The sequence below is a fragment of the Flavobacterium sp. FPG59 genome (assembly GCF_002150205.1).
In the GTDB taxonomy this organism is placed as follows: domain Bacteria; phylum Bacteroidota; class Bacteroidia; order Flavobacteriales; family Flavobacteriaceae; genus Flavobacterium.
In genome coordinates this window covers 12,040-33,947 of sequence record NZ_MTCA01000013.1, presented here as the reverse complement: position 1 = coordinate 33,947, position 21,908 = coordinate 12,040, and the positions used below count along the sequence as shown (strand labels likewise).

Genomic DNA, 21,908 nt, shown 5'->3' with positions numbered 1-21,908 from the left:
AATTACGATTAATTCATATTTTGTGATTGTTATTTTTCTGTTAATTTTTAAGCCCTAAAAAAAGGTTTTCATTATGCATGCATACAAAAAATGAATATTTCATAATTATTATCATAATTTTTAGCTATTTCGTAAAAGTGCAAAAAACTATAAAAATCAGGAGCTAAAAGAATAAATTTCATATAAAAGAGGCAAAAATAGTAGTCATAAAAAAAACCCCGAAAATTAATTTCGGGGTTAAACTTATATTCTATCAATTACTATTTATTCAACAGTAACTGATTTTGCTAAATTTCTAGGCTGGTCCACATTACAACCACGCATTACTGCAATATGATAGGATAACAATTGCAAAGGTATTGTTGTAATTAATGGCGATAGAGCGTCTGAGGTTTCAGGTATTTCAATCACATAATCAGCTAACTCTCTAACTTGTGTATCCCCTTTTGTAACTACAGCTATAATCCTTCCACTACGGGATTTAATTTCCTGAATGTTACTTACAATTTTATCATAGTGACCTTGTTTTGGTGCAATAACAATAACCGGCATAGATTCATCTATCAATGCGATAGGTCCATGTTTCATTTCAGCAGCAGGATATCCTTCGGCATGTATATATGAAATCTCTTTTAACTTTAAAGCTCCCTCTAGTGCAACTGGAAAATTATAGCCACGACCAAGGTATAAACAATTAGGAGCATCTTTAAACACAGCAGCTATTTCTTGTGCTTTAGCATTCGTTTCAAGAGCTTCTTTTACTTTTTCGGGTATGATTTCAAGTTCTTCTAAGTATGTATGAAATGCAGAGTGTGACAAAGTTCCTTTGGCTTTTGCTAATCTCAAAGCAATCATTGTTAAAACAGTAATTTGAGTAGTAAACGCTTTGGTAGAGGCAACCCCAATTTCTGGACCCGCATGTGTGTAAGCACCCGCGTGAGTTTCTCTTGAAATAGAAGAACCTACCACATTACAAACTCCAAAAACAAAAGCACCGTTTTCTTTAGCTAATTTAATGGCAGCCATTGTATCTGCAGTTTCACCTGATTGTGAAATTGCAATAACGATATCTTTTTTGTTTATAATTGGGTTTCTATATCTAAATTCAGATGCGTACTCTACCTCTACAGGTATTCTTGCAAATTCTTCAAAAATATATTCAGCTACTAATCCTGCATGCCACGAAGTACCGCAAGCAACAATAATAATACGATCAGCGTTTAAGAATTTTTCTAAGTTATCCTCTATACCTGCCATTTGAATCAAACCTTCATTAGCATGCAAGCGACCACGGTAAGTATCTTTAATTACGTTAGGTTGCTCATATATCTCTTTCATCATGAAGTGATCATAACCTCCTTTTTCAATTTGCTCTAAATTCATTTGGAGCTCTTGAATGGTAGGATTTACAAGCGAATCATCTTTTATTTTACGAACCTTCATAGGTTTATGCAACCTAATATTAGCCATTTCACCGTCTTCTAAATAAATAGCATTTGATGTAAATTCTATAAATGGAGATGCATCTGAGGCAACAAAATATTCACCTTCTCCAACACCAATAGCAAGTGGACTACCCAAACGAGCAGCAACAATTTCATTTGGATTTTTTTTATCGAATACAGCAATTGCATAAGCACCTACCACTTGGTTTAAAGCAACTTGAACTGCTTTACCTAGTTTTAAGTTGTCTTTTTTCTGCACTTCCTCAATTAAATTTACTAAAACCTCGGTATCTGTATCAGAATGAAAAACGTATCCTCTTTTTGAAAGTTCTGCTTTTAACGGAGCATAATTTTCAATAATTCCATTGTGAACAATAGCTAAATCTCCTGAATTTGAAAGATGTGGATGTGAGTTTACATCATTTGGAACACCATGTGTAGCCCAACGTGTATGTCCTATCCCTATACTTCCGTTGGTGGTTATTTCTTGAGATGCTTTTTGTTCTAGATCTGCTACTTTACCTTTCGTTTTTGAAAATTTTAAATTTTCCCCATCAAAAAGCATAACACCAGCACTATCATAACCTCTATACTCTAGTCTTTTTAGTCCTTTAATAACTATAGGGTAAGCTTCTCTATATCCAATATATCCAACGATTCCACACATATTTTTTTCTTAATTAGGTTTTGTAAAATAAATTTCAAGTTTCAATCTTTTATCTGCTGGAACAGAACTATTCCCTCCAAATAAAATAGTTCCTAAAGGATTCATAACTGATCCAACAGGTACTTCACGTACAAATGAACTGGCTGATTTTACTTTGTATGAGGTAGATTTAATTATATCCTCAGTAACAACAAGTCCAAGCTTCACATTAGTAGAGTCTTTGTTGTTGATTAAATTCCGAATATGGTTGGTAATTCTAATTTTGTAAGAAGCACCTCTTTTTGTAGTTGCATTTTTAACTAATTGACCGCCATAAATTACTTTTCCTTTCTTGGCATCCAAAGTATTATCAGTATCGTCTACAGCATAATCAAATAGTACTCGGTTGTTTGTAAAATCATACAAATATACTCTTTGAGGTTCCACACCACTAGCCATTGTAGCGGCATCTATATGAAAAACTAAATTAGCTTCATTGACCAAAAGTTTTTTCCCATCAGCAGGAAATCTTAAATCATCTAACTGATCAGATATTCCGTTTGCACTCGTAAGTGTACCCGCAGCAGTGTAGCCTTTGACATCAGTTTTATCAAAAAGTTCTATTACAGCAAGAGAACCTTCTCCTCCTCTTAAGAAAAGCTTATCATCACCAGTAGTAGTATTTCCTGTAAAAGGCAAATTATTGTAAGCAGAACCACTAGCAGAAAAATCATTACTCAATAAACTAACTGAATTCCCACCCATCTCAAGTTCGATTGTCTTTTTAACACGAGTAGTTGTTGTAACTCCTCCTGTTGTAGTTACTAAATCTTCATTGTATTTAATGGTAATTTTTCCTTTTTTAAAGTTAGGTATGATTAAATTTCCTGGACTACCCGCAGCTTTTTCAACTTTAAAATACAAACCTCTAAAATAGTTCTTGAAAACATCATTATTTGCTAATTTCCCAGAGTTAATTGCATCAATAATTCGGGTTTTAAAATAACTTTTATTCAAATTCAACTGCATTTCAGGCGGACCATAAGTAGTTGTTTCAACCTTTGTAACTGTGTCTTTAGTAATAGTCTTTTTTGCAGTAGCATCAAAGAAAAATTCATCGTTTTGTGATTTATCAGAACTATCATTTAAACGATTTGGTTTCTTAAAATTATCAAAGTCTGCATTTTGATCTGAAAAATATCGTTGTTGTTGCTGAAAACCTCCATTAGGATCAGCATCACGCATAAAAAAACCTGACTCATAAACACTTAGTTTCATCTTGGCTTTTTCAGGACCATAAATAGAATCTAATACATACGTAGGAGAACCATTAGTATTATTTTTTGTTTGGCTATTATCAACAAAATAAGGAACCGTTAGAATTACGCTTTCTACATAAGGATTTGTACTAACAGAGGTTACCGCTGTAGCTAATGTAAGTTGAGTGTTAAAATTAGCAGTAGTTTCACCAAAATTGCTACTATTATAAATTCCAAGCGCATTTACATCTAAATTATTAGTCTGTACAACTCCTGTTTTTTGATTGTAGCCAGTTACGCCGAACGATTGTTTATTGAGTTCAAAATTGTTATCTCCTAATAAATCACCACCTATTTCATTGAAATCTTTATCGCATGAAGCCATAAAAACTACAGTTAAACCAAGGAAAACTTTCTTGAATAAAGAATTATTAATCATATGTATTAAAAAGGGTTAATTTAAAGCATTTCGTTTATGTAGAAATTTGTATACGCCTCGGCGAATGCATCTTTCGGTGCGAAAGGTAAAAAAGGTTTTCCTGAAGATTCTATAAATTTTGTTAAACTTGGCGTCAGTGAATCAGAAGCGATAATCACTGCATCAGAATGCTTTATGGTGGTTTTAATAATATTCTCGTAATTAGGGATTTCAAGATCAGCTATTGCATCTTCTGGAACACCATCAAATTTTACTTTGTTGATCATTTCAACATCAAGAGTACCATCAAAAGACTGACTGTAAACAGATGTTACAATTTTTGTTTCTGAAAATAAAGCTTCGTTTTTGTAAAAATGCTTCATATAAACAGGCAACATAGCTGCTAACCATCCATGAACGTGGATAATATCTGGAACCCAGTTGAGTTTTTTTACTGTTTCTACTACACCTTTTGCAAAGAAAATAGCGCGCTCATCATTATCAGGATACATAACACCCTCTTCGTCAGCAAAAGTTGCTTTACGTTTAAAGTAGTCATCATTATCAATAAAATAAACTTGTATACGCTCTTTTGGTATCGATGCGACCTTAATAATTAAGGGCATATCCAAATCATTTACTACCAAATTCATCCCCGAAAGTCTAATTACCTCGTGTAATTGATGTCTTCTCTCGTTAATATTTCCATACCTTGGCATAAAAATTCTTATCTGTCCACCTTGATCATTAATCATTTTTGGAACGTCATAAGACATTAAAGAGACCTCGTTTTCAGCGAGATACGGCACCACTTCAGATGATACATATAATATCCTCTTATCTTTCATATTGTAATTTACTTTATTTATTGGCAATAAAAACCACGCAAAATTACAAAAATTTATGCAGTTATTAACTAAAATAGTAAGTTTGCATTTAATTTTAATAATACTGCCATGCCAATTTTCTATGGAAAAGCACCTTTGATGGACTATTTAAAATCTATTAAAGATAGTCAAAAGACTATTGGGTTTGTTCCTACAATGGGCGCTTTACATGAAGGTCACCTTGCATTAATGAAAAAATCATTGCAAGAAAATGACGCTACAGTGGTTAGTATTTTTGTTAACCCTACACAGTTTAACAATCTAGAGGATCTAGAAAAATATCCCCGAACTCTTGAAGAAGATGTTAAAAAGCTTACAAATCTAGACGACCGTATTATTTTGTATGCACCAACTGTTGAAGATATTTATGACGGAAAACCAACTTCCCAATCATTTGATTTTGATGGACTTGAAAACCAAATGGAGGGCAAGTTTAGACCTGGTCATTTTAATGGCGTAGGTACCATTGTAAAACGTTTGTTTGAAATTGTTACTCCCAACAACGCCTATTTTGGAGAAAAAGATTTCCAACAATTACAAATTGTAAAAAAGATGGTTTCAAAAAGTAAACTTCCAGTAAATGTTATAGGTTGTCCCATACACAGAGAAGCAAACAATCTTGCTATGAGTTCCAGAAACGAACGCTTAACGCCTCTAGAACGAGAGCAAGCATCACTGATTTACAAAATTTTAAGAACTGCAAAAGAAAAATTCTCAAAAGACAGCACGCTTACGATTTCTAAATGGGTTCAAAAAGCGTTTGAAAATAACACACAATTCACCCTAGAATATTTTACGATTGCTGACGAAGCTACACTTTTAACCTGCACTCGAAAAAATAAAAATAAAAAATACAGAGCTTTTATAGCGGTAATAGTCAACAATATTAGATTGATTGATACCATTTCATTAAATTAATTTACCTTTGTAGCATGCAAATCCAAGTCTTAAAATCAAAAATTCACCGCGTTAAAGTAACCGGAGCAGATTTAAATTATATCGGCTCTATTACTATTGACGAATCACTGTTAGAAGCATCTAATATTATTGAAGGTGAGAAAGTTTCAATTGTAAACATCAATAACGGAGAACGTTTTGAAACCTACGCAATCAAAGGAGAAAAAAACTCCGGAACCATTACACTAAACGGTCCCGCTGCCAGAAAGGTACAAAAAGATGATATCATTATTATTATTTCGTATGCAGGCATGGACTTTGAGGAAGCAAAAACATTTAAACCATGGGTTATTTTCCCTAATGAAAATGACAATTCACTAACATAAATCCACTAGCACAAGTGGGTTATAATGACACTACCACAAACACGCACCTTAGTTACAGGCAGTGTTTGTGGTTTTTTTGTAAAAAAAATAGAGAAACCTAATTGAAACGCAAACCAATTAAAAACCTAAAATCACAGCTAAATCACGACTTACAACATAAAAAAAGGGAACTCCTGCAATAAAAAACAAATATTATAGTATCTTGCTTTGTAAATTACACATAAAATAAGACCCCTACCAAATCTAACCTTGTAATGAAAAAAACACTATTATTATTGCTGTTTAGCGTGACCGTTTTTTCTCAAAAAACATCCTTTACATTCGATTCTCAAATACTCGGAGAGAAGAGAGAACTGACTATAAGCCTGCCGCTATCAATAGAAAAAAATCCAAATAAAAAATATCCAATCTTGATCCTTTTAGATGGAGATTATTTATTTGATCCTTTTTATGGAGCGTTACAATATGGTGCCTACTGGGATGATCTTCCTGAAACCATTATTGTTGGCATTCATCAAAATCAAAAAAACGAACGCATAGATGACTCTATGCATGATGACATAGAGGATGAACTCACTGGTAAAGGAGCCCAGTTTTTTAATTTTATAGGAGGAGAATTGATCCCTTATCTAGAAAAAAAATATCCCACAGCACCATTTAGAATCATAGCTGGACATGACACTACCGCAGGGTTTTTAAACTATTTTTTGTACAAAGAAAATCCGCTATTTCAAGCCTATATTTCACTTGCTCCTGAACTTACAAAAGGTATGCAGGAAAGATTACCGGATGAACTTTTAAAAACCAAAAAATCTATTTTTTATTACCAAGCAAATGGAGATGGCGACATCCGAAAAATTCAAAACGGCATCAAAAACCTAGACGCCGGCTTGCAGGAAGTTAAAAATCCATTGGTACACTATAAATTTGATAATTTTAAAAACACATCACATTATGCTGTGGTACTTCAAGCAATTCCTAATGCGCTTTACCATTTCTTCGAATCTTACAAACCCATTTCTTCATTAGAATTTAGTGAAAAAATAGCCAGTTTACCCTCTGGTTATGTAGACTATTTAGTGGCACGCTATGATACTCTTTATGAAAATTTAGGTTTAAGAACACTAGTAAGACTCAATGATTTTAAAGCTATAGAAGCAGCAATACTAAAAAATAAAGCCTACTCAGAACTGGGACAACTAGCAGAAATTGCAACGGTTAACTATCCAAAATCCATGCTTTCAGATTATGAACTGGGTTTAATGTATGAAAAATTGGGCGACCCCAAACGAGCAGCAAAATACTATCAAACAGCATCTCAACAAGAAGAAATAGGTGATTTGACTAAAACAATGATGCTTGAAAAATACGAGGATATGATTACTCAAATACCAAAAAAATAATGTCAAAAGTAAAAACTACTTTTTTTTGCCAAAATTGCGGTTCTCAATATGCCAAATGGCAAGGACAATGCAATTCTTGCAAAGAATGGAACACTATTGCCGAAGAAATAATTCAGAAACAAGAAAAAGTGGCTTGGAAAAGCGAACCGACGCCAACTAGCAAAGCACCAAGACCCCTGCGTATAAATGAAATTGATTCGGCGCAAGAGATTCGGATGGACACTACTGATGGCGAATTGAATCGCGTATTAGGAGGTGGCATTGTACCCGGTTCTTTAATTCTTTTGGGAGGTGAACCAGGCATTGGAAAAAGTACGCTTTTACTGCAAATTTCCTTAAAATTACCCTACAAAACCTTGTACGTATCCGGCGAGGAAAGTCAGAAACAAATAAAAATGCGTGCCGAGAGGATTACGCCTAGCGGAGACAATTGCTACATCTTGACCGAAACCAAGACACAAAACATCTTCAAACAAATTGAAGCCATTCAGCCAGAGATTGTAATTATAGATTCCATTCAAACTTTGCATACGGACTATATTGAATCAACACCTGGGAGTATTTCTCAAATTAGGGAAACTACCGCCGAATTGATAAAATTTGCCAAAGAAACCAATATTCCTGTCATTCTAATTGGGCACATCACCAAAGACGGAAACATTGCTGGTCCTAAAATTCTAGAACACATGGTCGATACCGTTTTACAGTTTGAAGGAGACCGCAATCACGTTTATCGAATTTTACGCTCTTTAAAAAACAGATTTGGCTCTACGGCCGAGATTGGCATTTATGAAATGCTCGGTAGCGGATTACGAGAAGTAGCCAACCCATCAGAGATATTAATTTCGCATAAAAACGAGGAGTTATCAGGAACGGCAATTGCCTCAACTCTTGAGGGAATGCGCCCTTTGATGATAGAAATTCAAGCACTCGTAAGCACCGCAGTTTACGGAACGCCACAGCGAAGTACCACAGGATACAATGCCAAACGACTAAACATGATTTTGGCAGTACTCGAAAAAAGAGCTGGTTTTAGGCTTGGCGCCAAAGATGTTTTCTTGAACATCACGGGAGGAATTTCGGTAGACGACCCAGCTATTGACTTGGCCGTGGTTGCTTCCATATTATCCTCAAATGAAGACATTCCGGTTAATAAAGATTTTTGTTTTGCAGGCGAAGTGGGGCTTTCGGGTGAAATACGTCCTGTAAACCGAGTAGATCAGCGCATTCAAGAAGCAGAAAAACTAGGCTTTTCGACCATTTTTGTATCCAAATACAATAAAATCACTTTAAAAAACACAGGAATACAGATTAGGATGGTCGCTAAAATAGAAGATGTAGCAAGTGAGCTATTTGGATAACTATATTTATTGTAGAAAATTTAAATTATAAAATGGAAATTCAATATTTACCTGAGCAAATAGAAACCAACAGCGATAGTGAACTACAACTGTATGAATATTTTATTTCAAAAAGCATCAATAAAAACAAGGTGCAGCTTTCCAAAAATGTTTTTAGTTTTTTACTCAACGGAACCAAAGAACTCATTACCCAAAACCATACAACGCGCATAGAAAATGATAAATTTGTCATTATCAAATCTGGTAATTGCTTGATGAGCGAAAGCATTTCTTTGAGCCAAAATTACCGCAGCATGCTGCTGTTTTTTTCTGATAAAGCCGTTGAAGACTTTCTAAAAAAATACGATTACAAGAATAATCATAAACAAAACCACGATTCATTTATAATTACAGAATACGATCGTGTAATTCAAAATATTGTTAAGAGTTTGGTTCACCTTCAAACGCAACCTATTGATTTTATCAACAAAATGCTGCCGTTAAAATTTGAGGAAATCCTTCTGTACCTCGTTCAAATGAAGGGAATCGATTTTTTATTGAATTTTGTACATCACCAAAATCCATCGGCAAAATCATTTGTAGACACGATGCACAAAAATGCTTTGAACAATTTAAGCATCCAAGAACTTTCGTTTTTATGTAACATGAGTGTTTCCACTTTTAAACGCAACTTTGATAAAGAATTTCAAACAAGTCCAATCAGGTGGTTCCAAGAAAAAAGATTAGAACACGCAGCCTACTTACTACAAACCAAAAAAATGCGCGCCTCTGATGTGTACGAAGAAATAGGCTTTGAAAATTTGTCTAGTTTTGTTCAAGCTTACAAAAACAAATTTGGAACTACTCCCAAACAATCACAAATCAATATTTGAACTTTTAGCAACATTTTTTGAACTTTTTAGTTTTAGAGTTTACCTCTATATTAATGACTTTTGCATTGTAATTTAAAACCATTCACCATGCAAAAATCAATTTTATTTTTATCAGCAGTACTTCTATTTACAAGTACGCTTTTTGCTCAAAAAACATTTACACTAAGCAGTAAAGATATGGGCGGATCCTTTACCATTCAAAATGAATTTAATGGATTTGGCTGTAACGGAAACAATGCATCGCCACAATTAAGTTGGGAAAATGCTCCTGAGGGAACTAAGAGTTTTGCCATTACTTGTTACGATCCAGATGCACCTACAGGAGCAGGATGGTGGCATTGGGTAGCATTTAACATCCCAACCAATGTGAACGAAATTGTTTCAAAAGCAGGAAATCCAGCCTTAAATTTAATGCCAGCGGGAACTGTACAAAGTACTACAAGCTTTGGGGCAACTGGTTTTGGTGGTCCATGTCCACCAGTAGATCATGGTATTCATACCTATATCTTCACCGTTTACGCACTAAAAACAGACAAACTAGGACTAGAGGCTACTGCTAACCCAGAGTTAGTTGGTTACAACTTATGGGCCAATACCCTTGCAAAAGCAACTATTGTAGCACATTATAAAAGATAATAAAAGTAAAGTCAAAGTAACTCTCGACGCTGCTTGCGAAAGATTTGAAATCTCCGTAATCAAATTACATTTAACGGGTGAAGTTAGCTGTATGAGCGAAACATAATTTAACGAATTAGCCGAAGCGGTAAAACTGGATGCCCAATCAGCAAAGCTTTAAGTGCAACTCCAACGGAATTAATTAGCCAATTTACAACCAAATAAGTATAAAAAATGAACATTACATTAGAACAAGCTGAAGCTGTAATTGCTGCAGCAAAAATCAAATCAGAAGAAATTGGAACTAAAATGGACATTTGCGTAGTAGACGCAGGTGCAAATTTAGTAGCATTCGCCAGAATGGATGGCGCTTGGATAGGATCTATTGACATTTCATTCAAAAAAGCAAAAACATCTGCATGGTTCACCATGGATACTGCAACTTTAACGCCGTTAGTAAAACCAGATGCTCCGCTATACAACATAGAGCACAGTAATGGCGGATTGATTACTTTTCCAGGAGGTGCTGTTATCAAAAACAATGCTGGTGAAGTAATAGGAGCTATTGGAGTAAGCGGCAGCACCATAGAAGACGATCACCTTGTAGCTGACTTTGGAGCCAAAGCGATCCTGTAACCTACAAAACTACATACTAAGACAGCCTAACAAACTTTTGCTTTGTTAGGCTTTTTTATTTATAGTCAGAGAAGATCAAATAATAACTTGACTAGGAATAAAAATCAACTACATTTTGATTGAAGCCTATTTAATAAAAACAAATAAAGTATATTTACCATGCATTTGGCATCTACAAAAACCTAAATAAACCGCACTACTACCCTACAATGAAAACCTATCAAGACCAACTACAAATTGTAAACTCCTTTCATGAAATGGGAGAAACTATTGCTGCAGCAAAGTTCTTGATGGAAGAATACGGCCTTACACACCCCAACTTTAAAGGTTTTGAACTCAGAGAAAAAGCAAAGCCTGAATTCATCCTAATGACTACCGAAGGTGCTTTGGGTGAACCACAAGTTATTCGGATACCGGAGAACGCTTTTGAATATCCGCTTCATTTAATGCTCAACTTACTCCTGCATGAGATGATTCACGTGGCACAAAAAACGCCCGAAAACACCATTCATGATAAAAACGAAAGGGAATGGCAGGCTTATTATGAAATGCTTTTTCATGAACAATACCCGCAAATTCCTGAACTTTCTCATTTTCACAAACGCTTTTTTGCCCATAAAGCAGTGGAATATTACAACCGAATGGGTGAAGGCTCTCCACTCCAAATAAAATACGGAACACAAAAACAAAATGTAGATTTACTACTGCTAGATTTAGCAGAAGAATTACAAAATAAGTAGTTTGTTGCCACAACTGCTTTCAAAAGTAAAATAGTCCTAAACTATCTATATGCTAATGGTTTATTAAACTTTAGGTTAACTGTATACAAAACAAGGGAAAAGTTGCTATTTTAGCCACCCCAAATCAATACAGTAAACATGATAATCACAAAACAAAAAATTGGTCTTTTTTTTAAGATACTCCTAGTGGTAATATGCCTTATTGTAGGAGGTTTTTTTGTGTTTAGAGATGCCGTTTTACAACAAACACTTGACAAAATTTCAAATGAAATGACGGTAGAATACAACAGTAGTTTCACCGTTAAAAAAGCCTCATTTGATGGTTTATCTGGACTAAGTATGTCTGAAATCACACTAATCCCTAAAGATGCTGATACCCTTTTTAAAATTGAAAAAATAAAAACAACCGTTAACCTCTTAAAACTAATTTCGGGCGAGGTGCAACTGGGAACATTAGACATACAAAACGGTTACATCCAACTAGTAAAAAAAGGAAAAAAAAGAAATTTTGATGCGTTCTTGAAAAAAGATCCCTCAGCGGAAAAAACCAATGAAAAAAGGGATTACGCCGAATTTGCTTATGCTCTTATCACCAAAATATTGAATTTAGTTCCTACAGATATGGTGCTGGACAATCTTGCTTTTAAAATAGATGATAACGGTAAAAAAACAAACATCAATTTTCAAAAACTACGTTTGGCCAATAAACAATTGGAGACATCCATAAAAGTAGAAACCAATACCATCTCACAACGGTGGAAACTTAAAGGTTTTGCAGATCCAAGAAATAAAAAAGCAGACATTCAGTTTGTAAACATTGATACTGGCGCCATTAAACTCCCTTATTTTGATGAACGTTTCAACTTGAAAACTAGTTTTAACACCATACGATTAAATCTTGAAAACATTGACAAAGATGGTGATGAGCTACATATTGATGGTTTTATGGCTATTGCCAATTTAAAAATCAATCATCCAAAAATAGCCAATAAAGATGTAGTGTTGCAAAATGCTAAGTTTGACTACCGTTTTTTATTAGGATCTGATTTTATTTCTATTGACAGTACCTCAACCGTACAACTCAATAAGATAAAATTCCATCCTTACCTAGCCTATGACACTGCTCTTGACACGCTCTACAAACTCAAGGTAAATATCCCAAAAATGAAGGCTCAGGATTTCATAACCTCTTTGCCTGAAGGCTTGTTTACGCATTTCAAAGGCATGGAAGCAAGCGGAACTTTCTCTTATAAATTAGATTTTGCTTTCAATCAAAACAAACCCAACCGTCTAGTTTTTGACAGTACTTTAAAGAAAGAAAATTTAAAAATTACAAAATATGGCGACGCCAACTTGACTAAGCTCAATGGAGAGTTTGTATACCGCGCCTTGATTAATAACGTATTGCAAAGACCTGTTCTTGTGGGTACCGCAAACCCTAACTACACCCCATTAGATCAAATTTCGCCTTACTTACAAAAATCAGTTTTAACTACTGAGGATCCTTCGTTTTTCTCACATCGCGGCTTTATCAGTGAGGCCTTCAAACAATCGATTGTAAAAAATATTAGAACCAAAAAGTTTGCTCGTGGCGCTAGCACCATCAGTATGCAACTGGTGAAAAATGCTTTTTTGAGCAGAGAAAAAACACTTTCGCGCAAGCTTGAAGAAATTTTATTAGTTTACATCCTTGAAAACAATAGGATTGTAAGTAAAGAACGCATGCTGGAAGTGTATTTTAACATTATCGAATGGGGTCCAAATGTATATGGAATTGGCGAAGCAAGTCAGTTTTATTTCCAGAAAACACCAGCGGAGTTGTCTCTAAACGAATGCCTATACTTGGCTCGAATTATTCCGAGTCCAAAGAAATTCATGTATCAGTTTACCGATCAAGGATTGTTGAAAGATTTTGCAACAAAACAGGAAGTTTTTTTGACAAAAATAATGTTACGAAGAGGACTCTTGACTCCAGAAGACACCTTGTATACTTCGATACCTATTTTTATCTCAGGACCTGCACGTTCTTTTATAAAGTTCAAAGTACTAGATTCAACCTTGATAAAAGTAGATTCACTTGCCGAAGGGACTGAATTTGATTTCTAAATCTCTCAAAAAAAACTAAAAACTCCAGCCGAAAGATTCATTTTTCTGCTGGAGTTTTTGTTAAGGAAGGCTCATTGCTAATAGTTGCTCTTAAAAAAATACTAATATTAAATTAAGGAGCTGGATCCGGAATTAAAGCTTGTACCTCATCAATAGCTTTTAAAATCTCCTCCGAAAGCGTTACGTGTATGGTATTACAATTTTCTTTCAATTGATCTAAACTGGTCGCGCCAATAATGGTGCTGGTAACAAACGATTGTTGCGCGACAAATGCCAATGATAATTCCGTAAGCGTAAGTCCGTTTTTAATCGCAATGTCCTGATACATTTTTGTAGCTTGTGTACTTTGTGCACTGTTATATCTTGAAAACTGTGGGAACAATGAAAGTCTAGCATTTGGATGACTTTCACCAGTAAGAAACTTACCTGACAAAACTCCAAAAGCCATTGGCGAATACGCCAGTAACCCTACTTGTTCTCTTGTACAAATCTCAGCTGAACCATTTTCAAAAAGTCTATTCAATAAAGAATACGGATTTTGAATGGTTTTAATTTTAGGTAAGTTTTTATACTTCGCCTCTTCTAAGAAACGCATAATTCCCCATGGAGTTTCGTTAGAAAGACCAATGTGTTTGATTTTTCCTTGTTTTATAAATCCGTCCAGGGTTTCTAGTACAGCTTGAATGTTATCTTCCCAAGCATCTTCTTGTGATTTAAAACCACGTTGCCCAAAAAAATTGGTTTTTCTTTCTGGCCAGTGCAATTGGTAGAGATCTATATAATCTGTTTGTAATCTTGTAAGACTTGCATCCAAGGCATGGGTTAAACTTGCAGGTGAAAAATCTAAGTTCTCTCGCATGTAACCAAAATTTGCGTTAGGACCTGCTATTTTAGATGCCAAAATTACCTCGTCTCTCTTTCCCGTTTTTTTAAACCAAGAGCCAATGATTTTCTCGGTACTTCCATAAGTTTCCTCGCGTGCTGGAACAGAGTACATCTCGGCTGTATCAAAGAAATTAATACCCTTTTCATGTGCATAATCCATTTGGGCGTGACCCTCAGCCTCAGTATTTTGTTGACCAAAAGTCATTGTACCCAGACATATTTTACTGACTTTTACATCAGAATTGGGTAAAGTAGTGTATTTCATAAAGTCATAACGTTATAAAGTCAAAAGTCATAAAGTCAGTTATTTAAATTGACGACTTTATGACTTTTGACTGTAGAAAAATTAATTAATCTCATTCAACATATCTGCAATAGCATCTAATCTTGGCGTTAAGATAATTTCGATTCTACGGTTTTTAGCTTTGCCCTCAGCAGTGGAATTACTTCCTAGAGGTGAAAACTCTCCTCTTCCCGCCGCAGTTAGATTTTGTTTGTTGATTTTTTTATTCTCGCTCAAAATACCCACAATTGCTGTAGCTCTTTTTGTAGATAAATCCCAGTTATCTGCAATAGGGCCAGATGCTGTAAAGGCATCATCATCTGTGTGACCTTCAATCAGCACGGAAATATCTGGATTATCTCCCAGTACTTTTCCTAATTCAACAACTGCTTTTTTACCCTCAGATCCTACTGCCCAACTCCCAGAGTTAAAAAGAAGTTTATTCTCCATAGATACATATACTTTTCCGTTTTTTTGTTGAACAGTAAGACCCTTTCCTTCAAAACTATTCAAGGCCTTAGACAAAGTTTCTTTTAGTTTTTTCATGCTTGCTTCCTTAGCAGCAATCAAATCTTCAAGTTCTTTAAGTCTTTGTGCACTTTTACTCAAACGCTCTTGCTCTAGTGTTAGTGCTCTCCCTTTTTCATCTAGTTGATCCAGCAAATCCCTATTTTTCTTCATGTTGCTTTGTAGCGCATCACCACTATTTTTCTCTAGAGCGGTATAGGAATCTTGAAGCACTTTATACTTGTTTTTACTTGCTTCTAAATCTGCTGCAGCTTTGGCAAGAGCAACTGTAGATTTATCAAGATCAGCTTTTAAGGCGTCTCGGTCTATTTCAAGTTGGTTTTTAGCTTGCGATAACGCTGCGTTTTCATCAGCTAAAGTTCTATTTTCTTTTTTAAGATCTGTAAATTTACTTTCTAGATCATTGTATATTTTCTTGGAAACACAAGATGTTGATAATGCGAGTACCAACAATCCGATTGAAATTTTTTTTATCATTTATTTTAGTATTTATGTTGATTCAATTGTTTATTAGACCGAAATCATTAAGCTTTGAGTATTCTTGTAGCCCCGATAGCAGTAAAAATCCTTGTTGTTTTTCTTTAAAAACAATAAGAATACTTCATTCAACTTTTATTTACATCGGAGTTCAGTGAATTACATTTATAGCGAATAGCATGAACTAGCTCATGATCCTACTATTCTATTTCGACCAAAATAGGGCAATGATCTGAGTGCACAGCATCGGCTAAAATTACAGCTCTTTTTAATTTATGTTTTAAATTTTCACTTACAAGATTGTAATCAATCCTCCATCCTTTATTATTTCCTCTTGCTCCAGCACGGTAACTCCACCATGAATATTGATGCGGTTCACTGTTAAAATGTCTAAAACTATCTACAAATCCTGATTTCATAAACTGATCAAGCCAAGCTCTCTCTTGAGGCAGAAATCCAGAAACATTTTTATTTCTAACAGGATCATGAATATCTATTGCTTCATGACAAATGTTGTAATCACCGCAAATTACTAGGTTTGGAATCTCTTTTTTGAGTTCGTTGATGTAATTTTGAAAATCATCCATAAACATAAATTTATGATCCAATCTATCCATATTTGTTCCAGAAGGCAAGTACAAACTCATAATAGACACTGAATCAAAATCAGCTCGAAGATTACGTCCTTCAAAATCCATATGCTTAATTCCGGTACCATAAAAAACCGAATTAGGTTTTGTTTTAGACAAAATAGCTACACCACTGTACCCTTTTTTTGTAGCTGGATAGTAATATTGATACGGATAACCTGCTTGCGTAATGGCATCAACCGGAATTTGATCTTCAGTAGCTTTAATTTCTTGTAGGCAAATAACATCAGGATTTGCGTGCTGTAACCATTCTAGAAAACCTTTTGTAATGGCTGCTCTTATACCATTTACATTGTATGAAATAATTCTCATCAGGAAAAAAAATTGAAATTAACATTTAAAATCATCAGGCTTAATTTAGAACCATAATACCCAATTTTATGTATCAGTTTTAAAATCTTGTTTAAAAATATACGTTTCAAATGTAACAAAAAAGTAGAAGTTTGATGTAGAAAAATAGAGAAAATGGAGTTTTTTGCTATCTTTGTTTCTTGCACTAAAATAAAGAAAAAAAATACATGGGTCTAGTTACCGCAAAAGAAGTTGCAAAAGCTATTAATGCAGACAAGTACGGCGTTTTGGGTACGTTTTCTGGCTGGATATTAATGAAGGTGCTAAAAATCTCTACCTTGAATAAAGTATACAATAGAAACAAACACCTAGAAGATGTAGCTTTTTTGAATGGAGTTCTTGATGATTTAAAAATAAAGTTCGAAATCCCAGAAGAAGACTTAAAAAGATTACCAAAAGAAGGCGCTTATATAACCATCTCAAACCACCCACTTGGCGGAATTGATGGGGTTTTGTTATTAAAATTAATGCTAGAACGTGAGCCCAATTTTAAAATTATCGCTAATTTTTTATTGCACCGCATAACTCCGTTAAAAAAATACATCATGCCTGTAAATCCTTTTGAAAATCATAAGGATGTAAAATCAAGTGTGGTAGGTATTAAAGAGACACTCCGTCATTTAAGTGATGGCAAACCATTAGGTATGTTTCCTGCAGGTGAAGTCTCTACTTATAAAGATGGTAAGTTAATGGTAGACAAACCTTGGGAAGAGGGCGCTATTAAAGTCATTAGAAAAGCACAAGTTCCAGTTGTCCCTATCTATTTTCATGCTAAAAACAGTAGGTTGTTTTATTTACTTTCAAAGATTAGTGGGACTTTTAGAACCGCAAAATTACCCTCTGAAGTTTTTAGTCAAAAACGTAGAGTAATCAAAGTTCGTATAGGCAAACCAATCTCTGTAAATGAGCAAAATGAACATACTACTCTTGAGGAATACTCTGAGTTTTTAAGAAAGAAAACCTATATGCTGGCTAATCCTTTTGAAAAGGAAAGCCCATTTTTACCTACTCCTACCTTAAAAATTCCTAAAAGTCCAAAAACGATTGTTACGGCTGCAAGCCAAGACAAAATGATCAAGGAAGTAGAAGGATTGCGTACAACAGATTGTCGCTTACTGCAAAGTAAAAACTACGAAGTGTTTTTTGCAAGAGCTTCTAAAATTCCAAATATTCTTCATGAAATAGGCCGTCTTCGCGAAATTACTTTTAGAGAAGTAGGCGAAGGTACCAATGAATCTATAGATCTTGACAAGCACGATCAATATTACCATCACTTATTTTTGTGGGATAACGAAGCTAACAAAATTGCAGGTGCATACCGCATGGGATTAGGAGCTGAAATTTACCCTAAATATGGTATAAATGGTTTTTACCTCAACGATTTATTTAGATTTGAACCTGAATTATATGATATGATGCACAAATCCATAGAGATGGGGCGCGCGTTTATCATTAAGGAATACCAACAAAAACCAATGCCACTTTTCTTGCTTTGGAAAGGAATTATGCACACTACATTACGTTATCCAGAGCATAAATTTTTATTGGGCGGGGTAAGTATCAGCAATCAATTTTCTGATTTTTCAAAATCACTGATGATTGAGTTCATGAAATCAAACTATTACGATCCATACATTGCTCAATATATTCATCCAAAAAAAGCATATAAAGTCAAACTTAAAGATGCCGATAAAGATTTCATTTTCAACGAGACTGAAGCTGATTTGAATAAATTTGACAAAATAATTGACGAATTGGAACCTGGCAGTTTGCGCTTACCTGTTTTGATTAAAAAATACATCAAACAAAACGCCAAAGTTGTAGCCTTTAATGTAGATCCACTATTTAATAACGCGGTAGATGGCCTCATGTACATAAGAATAGCTGACATTCCCGAAAGCACTATGAAACCGGTAATGGAAGAATTTCAGGCCGAACTAGAACGAAAATTAGCCGAAAAAGAAGATTAATATCAGTAGCATTATATAAATCCCGTCTCGTCCTAAAAAGATAAGACGGGATTTTTATGTTTTAAAACCATGCCTTCTTACCTACTTGATACGTTTGATAAAACTCTTCATCTGATTTTGTCAAATAAATAATCCCTTCAATAAGTCCTAATAAAGTCGTTACGGTTCCACAGGTAAACAAACTAATCAATAACCAAATAATCCCTTCGGTGGTGTAACCCAAAAAAAACTTATGAATTGCCAAAGGTCCTAAAAGAATAGCGAGCAACCCTGCTGGAAGTTTCTTATTGTCTTGTCGGTTATGTTGTGGTTGATTCCAAGATTCGTATTTTTGATTTTCCATCGTTAGTTAATATTAGTTAATTAAGTAGTTTATATATTCTCATTTATAAAAAGGCAGCGTCAATTGGCTCCCAAAGTTCAATTTTATTTCCTTCGCAATCCAGTATCCAAGCAAATTTTCCGTACTCATAAGTCTGCATATCACCCACAATTGTTACACCTTCTTGTATTAATTTTTTCAATAATACCTCTAAATCAAGCACTCTAAAGTTTTGCATGAACTCTTTTTTGCTTGGCTCAAAATAAGTAGTATCTGCAGCAAAAGGCGACCATTGGGTAGAACAATCCGCGCCGTTCTTATCTTTCCACCAAAAAGTAGCTCCGTATTGATCTGTTTTTAAACCCAAATGCTTTTCGTACCAAGCCGTTAAACCTTTAGGGTCATTGGACTTAAAAAAGAAACCTCCAATTCCAGTTACGAGCTCTTCTGGCTCGATATCTTTGGCTTGACCAAAATACTTTGCTTTTATTTTATCTACAATAACTTGTGCTAATCGTTCCTTACTTTCCACAGTCCAACCCGCAATATGAGGCGTTAAAATTACATTTTTAGCTTGCAGTAAATATTGAAACGCTTCGGGAGTATTTTTGTCACTGAAAAGAGTTTCAAAAGAAAGTTTTTCATATTCCAAAACATCAAGACCCGCACCAAGAATTTTTCCTGATTGTAAAGCTGCTACCAAATCTTGGGTGACTAGATTGTTCCCCCGTGAGGTATTGATAATCCAAAATGGCTTTGCAAAGTTATTGATAAAGGATGCGTCGATCATTTTATCAGTTTCTGGAGTCCAAGGAACGTGTAAGCTCAGCACATCAACTTCTTGCTGAAAAGTATCGAGTGTTACTTGCTTCGCATTGGCATCGCCTACGTTTTCTAGAATGTCGTAGCAAAGTACTTTTACATCAAAACCACGAAGTTTTTTGGCAAAAGATTTCCCCATATTTCCGTAGCCAATAATTCCTACCGTTTTACCATCTAGCTCATGACCTCTATTGCTTTCTCTATTCCAATGCCCTGCTCTAATTTCTTGATCGGCTTGATTTAAATTATTAAACAATGACAAAATCATTCCTAACGAATGCTCTGCTACTGCATTCCTATTACCTTCGGGAGCTGCAATAAGCGCAATGCCCTTTTGCGCAGCATAATCACAATCAATACTTTCTAATCCAGCCCCAACACGAGCTATAAACTGTAAATTTATTGCCTTGTCTAAAAATATTTTGTCAATTTTAAAACGACTTCTAATCACGATTCCGTGATAGTCCTGAATTTTAGATTCAATTTCCTCTTTTGAAGAAACATAATCACTGTGATTATGAAAACCAGCAGCTTGAAGTTGATCCCAGAGTACGGGATGATTACTGTCTATGTGAAGGATATTGATAGCCATATGTTCTAAATTTTGATTACTCAAATAAACAAAAAAAATACGGTTTATGGAGTAAACTGATGCCATAAGCCTTTAAAATTGTAAATTTGTACTTTGTATTTTTCACACTCCTACAAAACAAACTCAAAATAAATAATGAAAGTAACAAAAACATTTAAAGCCTTTTTTGAAAGTGAAAAAGCAGGAGGTATCTTATTACTTTTTGTGACTTTACTTTCCATTGCATTGGCTAACTCAGCAGTACAAAACAATTATATTGCATTTTGGGAAACCGAAATTGCACACCATTCTATTACCCACTGGATTAATGATGGTTTAATGACTATTTTCTTTTTATTGATAGGTTTAGAATTAGAACGAGAAATATATCAAGGAGAATTATCGAGTATTAAAGATGCGGCTTTACCCATTTTTGGGGCTTTGGGAGGAATGCTAGTGCCGGCAGGAATTTTTTTACTGCTAAACTTTGGTACGGTTACACAAAACGGAGCCGGAATTCCTATGGCTACAGACATTGCGTTTGCAATAGGAATTTTATCGCTTTTAGGCAAAAGAGTTCCTACTTCATTAAAAATTTTCTTAACCGCATTGGCAGTCATTGATGATTTAGGAGCCATAATAGTCATTGCTGTATTTTACACGGAAAGTATTGACTACATCAATCTAGGAATTGCATTTGCCATTATGGGGATTTTGTTCATTTTTAACAGACGCAACGTGCATCAACTCTATCCATACTTGATAGGAGGAGCAGCCATGTGGTACTTCATGCTAAATTCAGGAGTACATGCTACCATAACAGGAGTATTATTGGCCTTTGTGATCCCGTTTGGAGATGGAAGCAAAAAAACTTCTTCTTACCGTTTGCAACACTTTTTGCATTATCCGGTAGCGTTTTTTATCCTACCATTGTTTGCTATTGCCAATACAGGAATTGCAATTAGTGCTAACTGGCAAGAAGGTTTAAATCATGCCAACACGATAGGAATCATTTTAGGACTTGTTATAGGAAAGCCTTTGGGAATATGGTTATTCTCCTTTCTAGCGGTAAGTGTAGGTATTTGTACACTGCCCAAGGATTTAAAATGGAGTAGTATTCTGGGCGCAGGAATGCTTGGCGGCATAGGATTTACCATGTCTATCTTTATCACATTATTGGCTTTTAAAAACGATGGTGAAGAAGTAATTACTTACTCTAAAATTGCCATTTTAATAGCCTCTTTTATTGCAGGAACCATTGGGTTTTTATGGCTCAAGTTCAATCTAAAACCGCTTAAACTAAAAAAAACAAAATAAGATCATTTAAATTTCTTCAAAATACAAAACCTCTTTTTTAAACTAAAAATGAGGTTTTTTT

At 34.8% G+C, this 21,908-nt stretch carries 18 protein-coding genes and 1 pseudogene; 11 read left to right on the top strand and 8 right to left on the bottom strand.

Features of this window, described 5'->3' with window-relative positions; translation table 11 throughout:
- Positions 1–264 precede the first annotated feature (264 nt).
- Genes glmS through FPG59_RS02780 form a run of 3 tightly spaced genes read right to left on the bottom strand, consistent with a single transcriptional unit; the run spans position 265 to position 4,616 of the window.
- Entirely contained in the window at positions 265–2,112 is a 1,848-nt protein-coding gene (gene glmS / locus FPG59_RS02790) for a glutamine--fructose-6-phosphate transaminase (isomerizing) (RefSeq protein ID WP_086453100.1), read from the bottom strand.
- Positions 2,113–2,121: 9 nt separating this feature from the next.
- Positions 2,122–3,789: a DUF4270 domain-containing protein gene (locus FPG59_RS02785; protein ID WP_086453099.1), complete on the bottom strand. Its 1,668-nt coding sequence runs from the start codon at positions 3,787–3,789 to the stop codon at positions 2,122–2,124.
- 20 nt (positions 3,790–3,809) lie between these two features.
- Entirely contained in the window at positions 3,810–4,616 is an 807-nt protein-coding gene (locus FPG59_RS02780) for a glycogen/starch synthase (RefSeq protein ID WP_086453098.1), read from the bottom strand.
- 108 nt (positions 4,617–4,724) lie between these two features.
- Here FPG59_RS02780 and panC point away from each other — a divergent pair, with 108 nt between their 5' ends.
- From panC to FPG59_RS02735, 9 genes are all read left to right on the top strand, one after another.
- Complete coding sequence (gene panC, locus FPG59_RS02775) at positions 4,725–5,573, top strand: pantoate--beta-alanine ligase (RefSeq protein WP_086453097.1); 849 nt, start codon at positions 4,725–4,727, stop codon at positions 5,571–5,573.
- 14 nt (positions 5,574–5,587) lie between these two features.
- Positions 5,588–5,938, top strand: a complete 351-nt coding sequence (gene panD, locus FPG59_RS02770; RefSeq protein WP_086453096.1) for an aspartate 1-decarboxylase — start codon at positions 5,588–5,590, stop codon at positions 5,936–5,938.
- A gap of 254 nt (positions 5,939–6,192) precedes the next feature.
- A complete protein-coding gene (locus tag FPG59_RS02765; RefSeq protein ID WP_086453095.1) occupies positions 6,193–7,341 on the top strand; it encodes an alpha/beta hydrolase-fold protein in 1,149 nt (382 codons plus the stop codon).
- Positions 7,341–8,702: a DNA repair protein RadA gene (gene radA / locus FPG59_RS02760; RefSeq protein WP_086453094.1), complete on the top strand. Its 1,362-nt coding sequence runs from the start codon at positions 7,341–7,343 to the stop codon at positions 8,700–8,702. Before FPG59_RS02765 ends, radA begins: the two co-directional genes overlap by 1 nt.
- Before the next feature lie 32 nt (positions 8,703–8,734).
- Positions 8,735–9,574, top strand: coding sequence for an AraC family transcriptional regulator (locus FPG59_RS02755; protein WP_086453093.1), 840 nt, complete (start codon positions 8,735–8,737; stop codon positions 9,572–9,574).
- Between the two features lie 87 nt (positions 9,575–9,661).
- Complete coding sequence (locus FPG59_RS02750; protein WP_086453092.1) at positions 9,662–10,210, top strand: YbhB/YbcL family Raf kinase inhibitor-like protein; 549 nt, start codon at positions 9,662–9,664, stop codon at positions 10,208–10,210.
- Positions 10,211–10,423: 213 nt separating this feature from the next.
- A complete protein-coding gene (locus FPG59_RS02745) occupies positions 10,424–10,825 on the top strand; it encodes a heme-binding protein (RefSeq protein ID WP_086453091.1) in 402 nt (133 codons plus the stop codon).
- 209 nt (positions 10,826–11,034) lie between these two features.
- Positions 11,035–11,565: a hypothetical protein gene (locus FPG59_RS02740; protein ID WP_086453090.1), complete on the top strand. Its 531-nt coding sequence runs from the start codon at positions 11,035–11,037 to the stop codon at positions 11,563–11,565.
- A gap of 138 nt (positions 11,566–11,703) precedes the next feature.
- The gene (locus tag FPG59_RS02735) at positions 11,704–13,671 is read left to right on the top strand and encodes a transglycosylase domain-containing protein (protein WP_086453089.1); all 1,968 of its coding nucleotides are present in this window, start codon (positions 11,704–11,706) and stop codon (positions 13,669–13,671) included.
- 112 nt (positions 13,672–13,783) lie between these two features.
- On the opposite strand, the gene FPG59_RS02730 is transcribed toward FPG59_RS02735, so the two are convergent.
- The 3 genes from FPG59_RS02730 to FPG59_RS02720 form a co-directional block, all read right to left on the bottom strand.
- The gene (locus FPG59_RS02730; RefSeq protein ID WP_086453088.1) at positions 13,784–14,821 is read right to left on the bottom strand and encodes an aldo/keto reductase; all 1,038 of its coding nucleotides are present in this window, start codon (positions 14,819–14,821) and stop codon (positions 13,784–13,786) included.
- Between the two features lie 81 nt (positions 14,822–14,902).
- Positions 14,903–15,844, bottom strand: a complete 942-nt coding sequence (locus FPG59_RS02725; RefSeq protein ID WP_086453087.1) for an OmpA family protein — start codon at positions 15,842–15,844, stop codon at positions 14,903–14,905.
- Between the two features lie 200 nt (positions 15,845–16,044).
- Positions 16,045–16,806: an exodeoxyribonuclease III gene (locus FPG59_RS02720; RefSeq protein WP_086453086.1), complete on the bottom strand. Its 762-nt coding sequence runs from the start codon at positions 16,804–16,806 to the stop codon at positions 16,045–16,047.
- 206 nt (positions 16,807–17,012) lie between these two features.
- Between FPG59_RS02720 and FPG59_RS02715 the strand changes: the two genes are divergently transcribed.
- Positions 17,013–18,815 carry a lysophospholipid acyltransferase family protein gene (locus FPG59_RS02715; protein WP_086453085.1) on the top strand — a complete coding sequence of 601 codons (1,803 nt, stop codon included), beginning with the start codon at positions 17,013–17,015 and terminating at the stop codon, positions 18,813–18,815.
- Between the two features lie 61 nt (positions 18,816–18,876).
- Here FPG59_RS02715 and FPG59_RS02710 read toward each other — a convergent pair whose 3' ends face one another.
- Both FPG59_RS02710 and FPG59_RS02705 read right to left on the bottom strand, forming a co-directional pair.
- On the bottom strand, positions 18,877–19,158 hold the full coding sequence (locus tag FPG59_RS02710) for a TM2 domain-containing protein (RefSeq protein WP_086453084.1): 282 nt from the start codon (positions 19,156–19,158) through the stop codon (positions 18,877–18,879).
- A 460-nt stretch (positions 19,159–19,618) separates the two neighbouring features.
- Positions 19,619–20,551, bottom strand: a pseudogene (locus tag FPG59_RS02705) (2-hydroxyacid dehydrogenase); the annotation flags it as partial.
- Positions 20,552–20,686: 135 nt separating this feature from the next.
- Between FPG59_RS02705 and nhaA the strand changes: the two are divergent.
- Positions 20,687–21,847 carry a Na+/H+ antiporter NhaA gene (gene nhaA / locus FPG59_RS02700; protein ID WP_086453083.1) on the top strand — a complete coding sequence of 387 codons (1,161 nt, stop codon included), beginning with the start codon at positions 20,687–20,689 and terminating at the stop codon, positions 21,845–21,847.
- Positions 21,848–21,908: the final 61 nt, after the last annotated feature.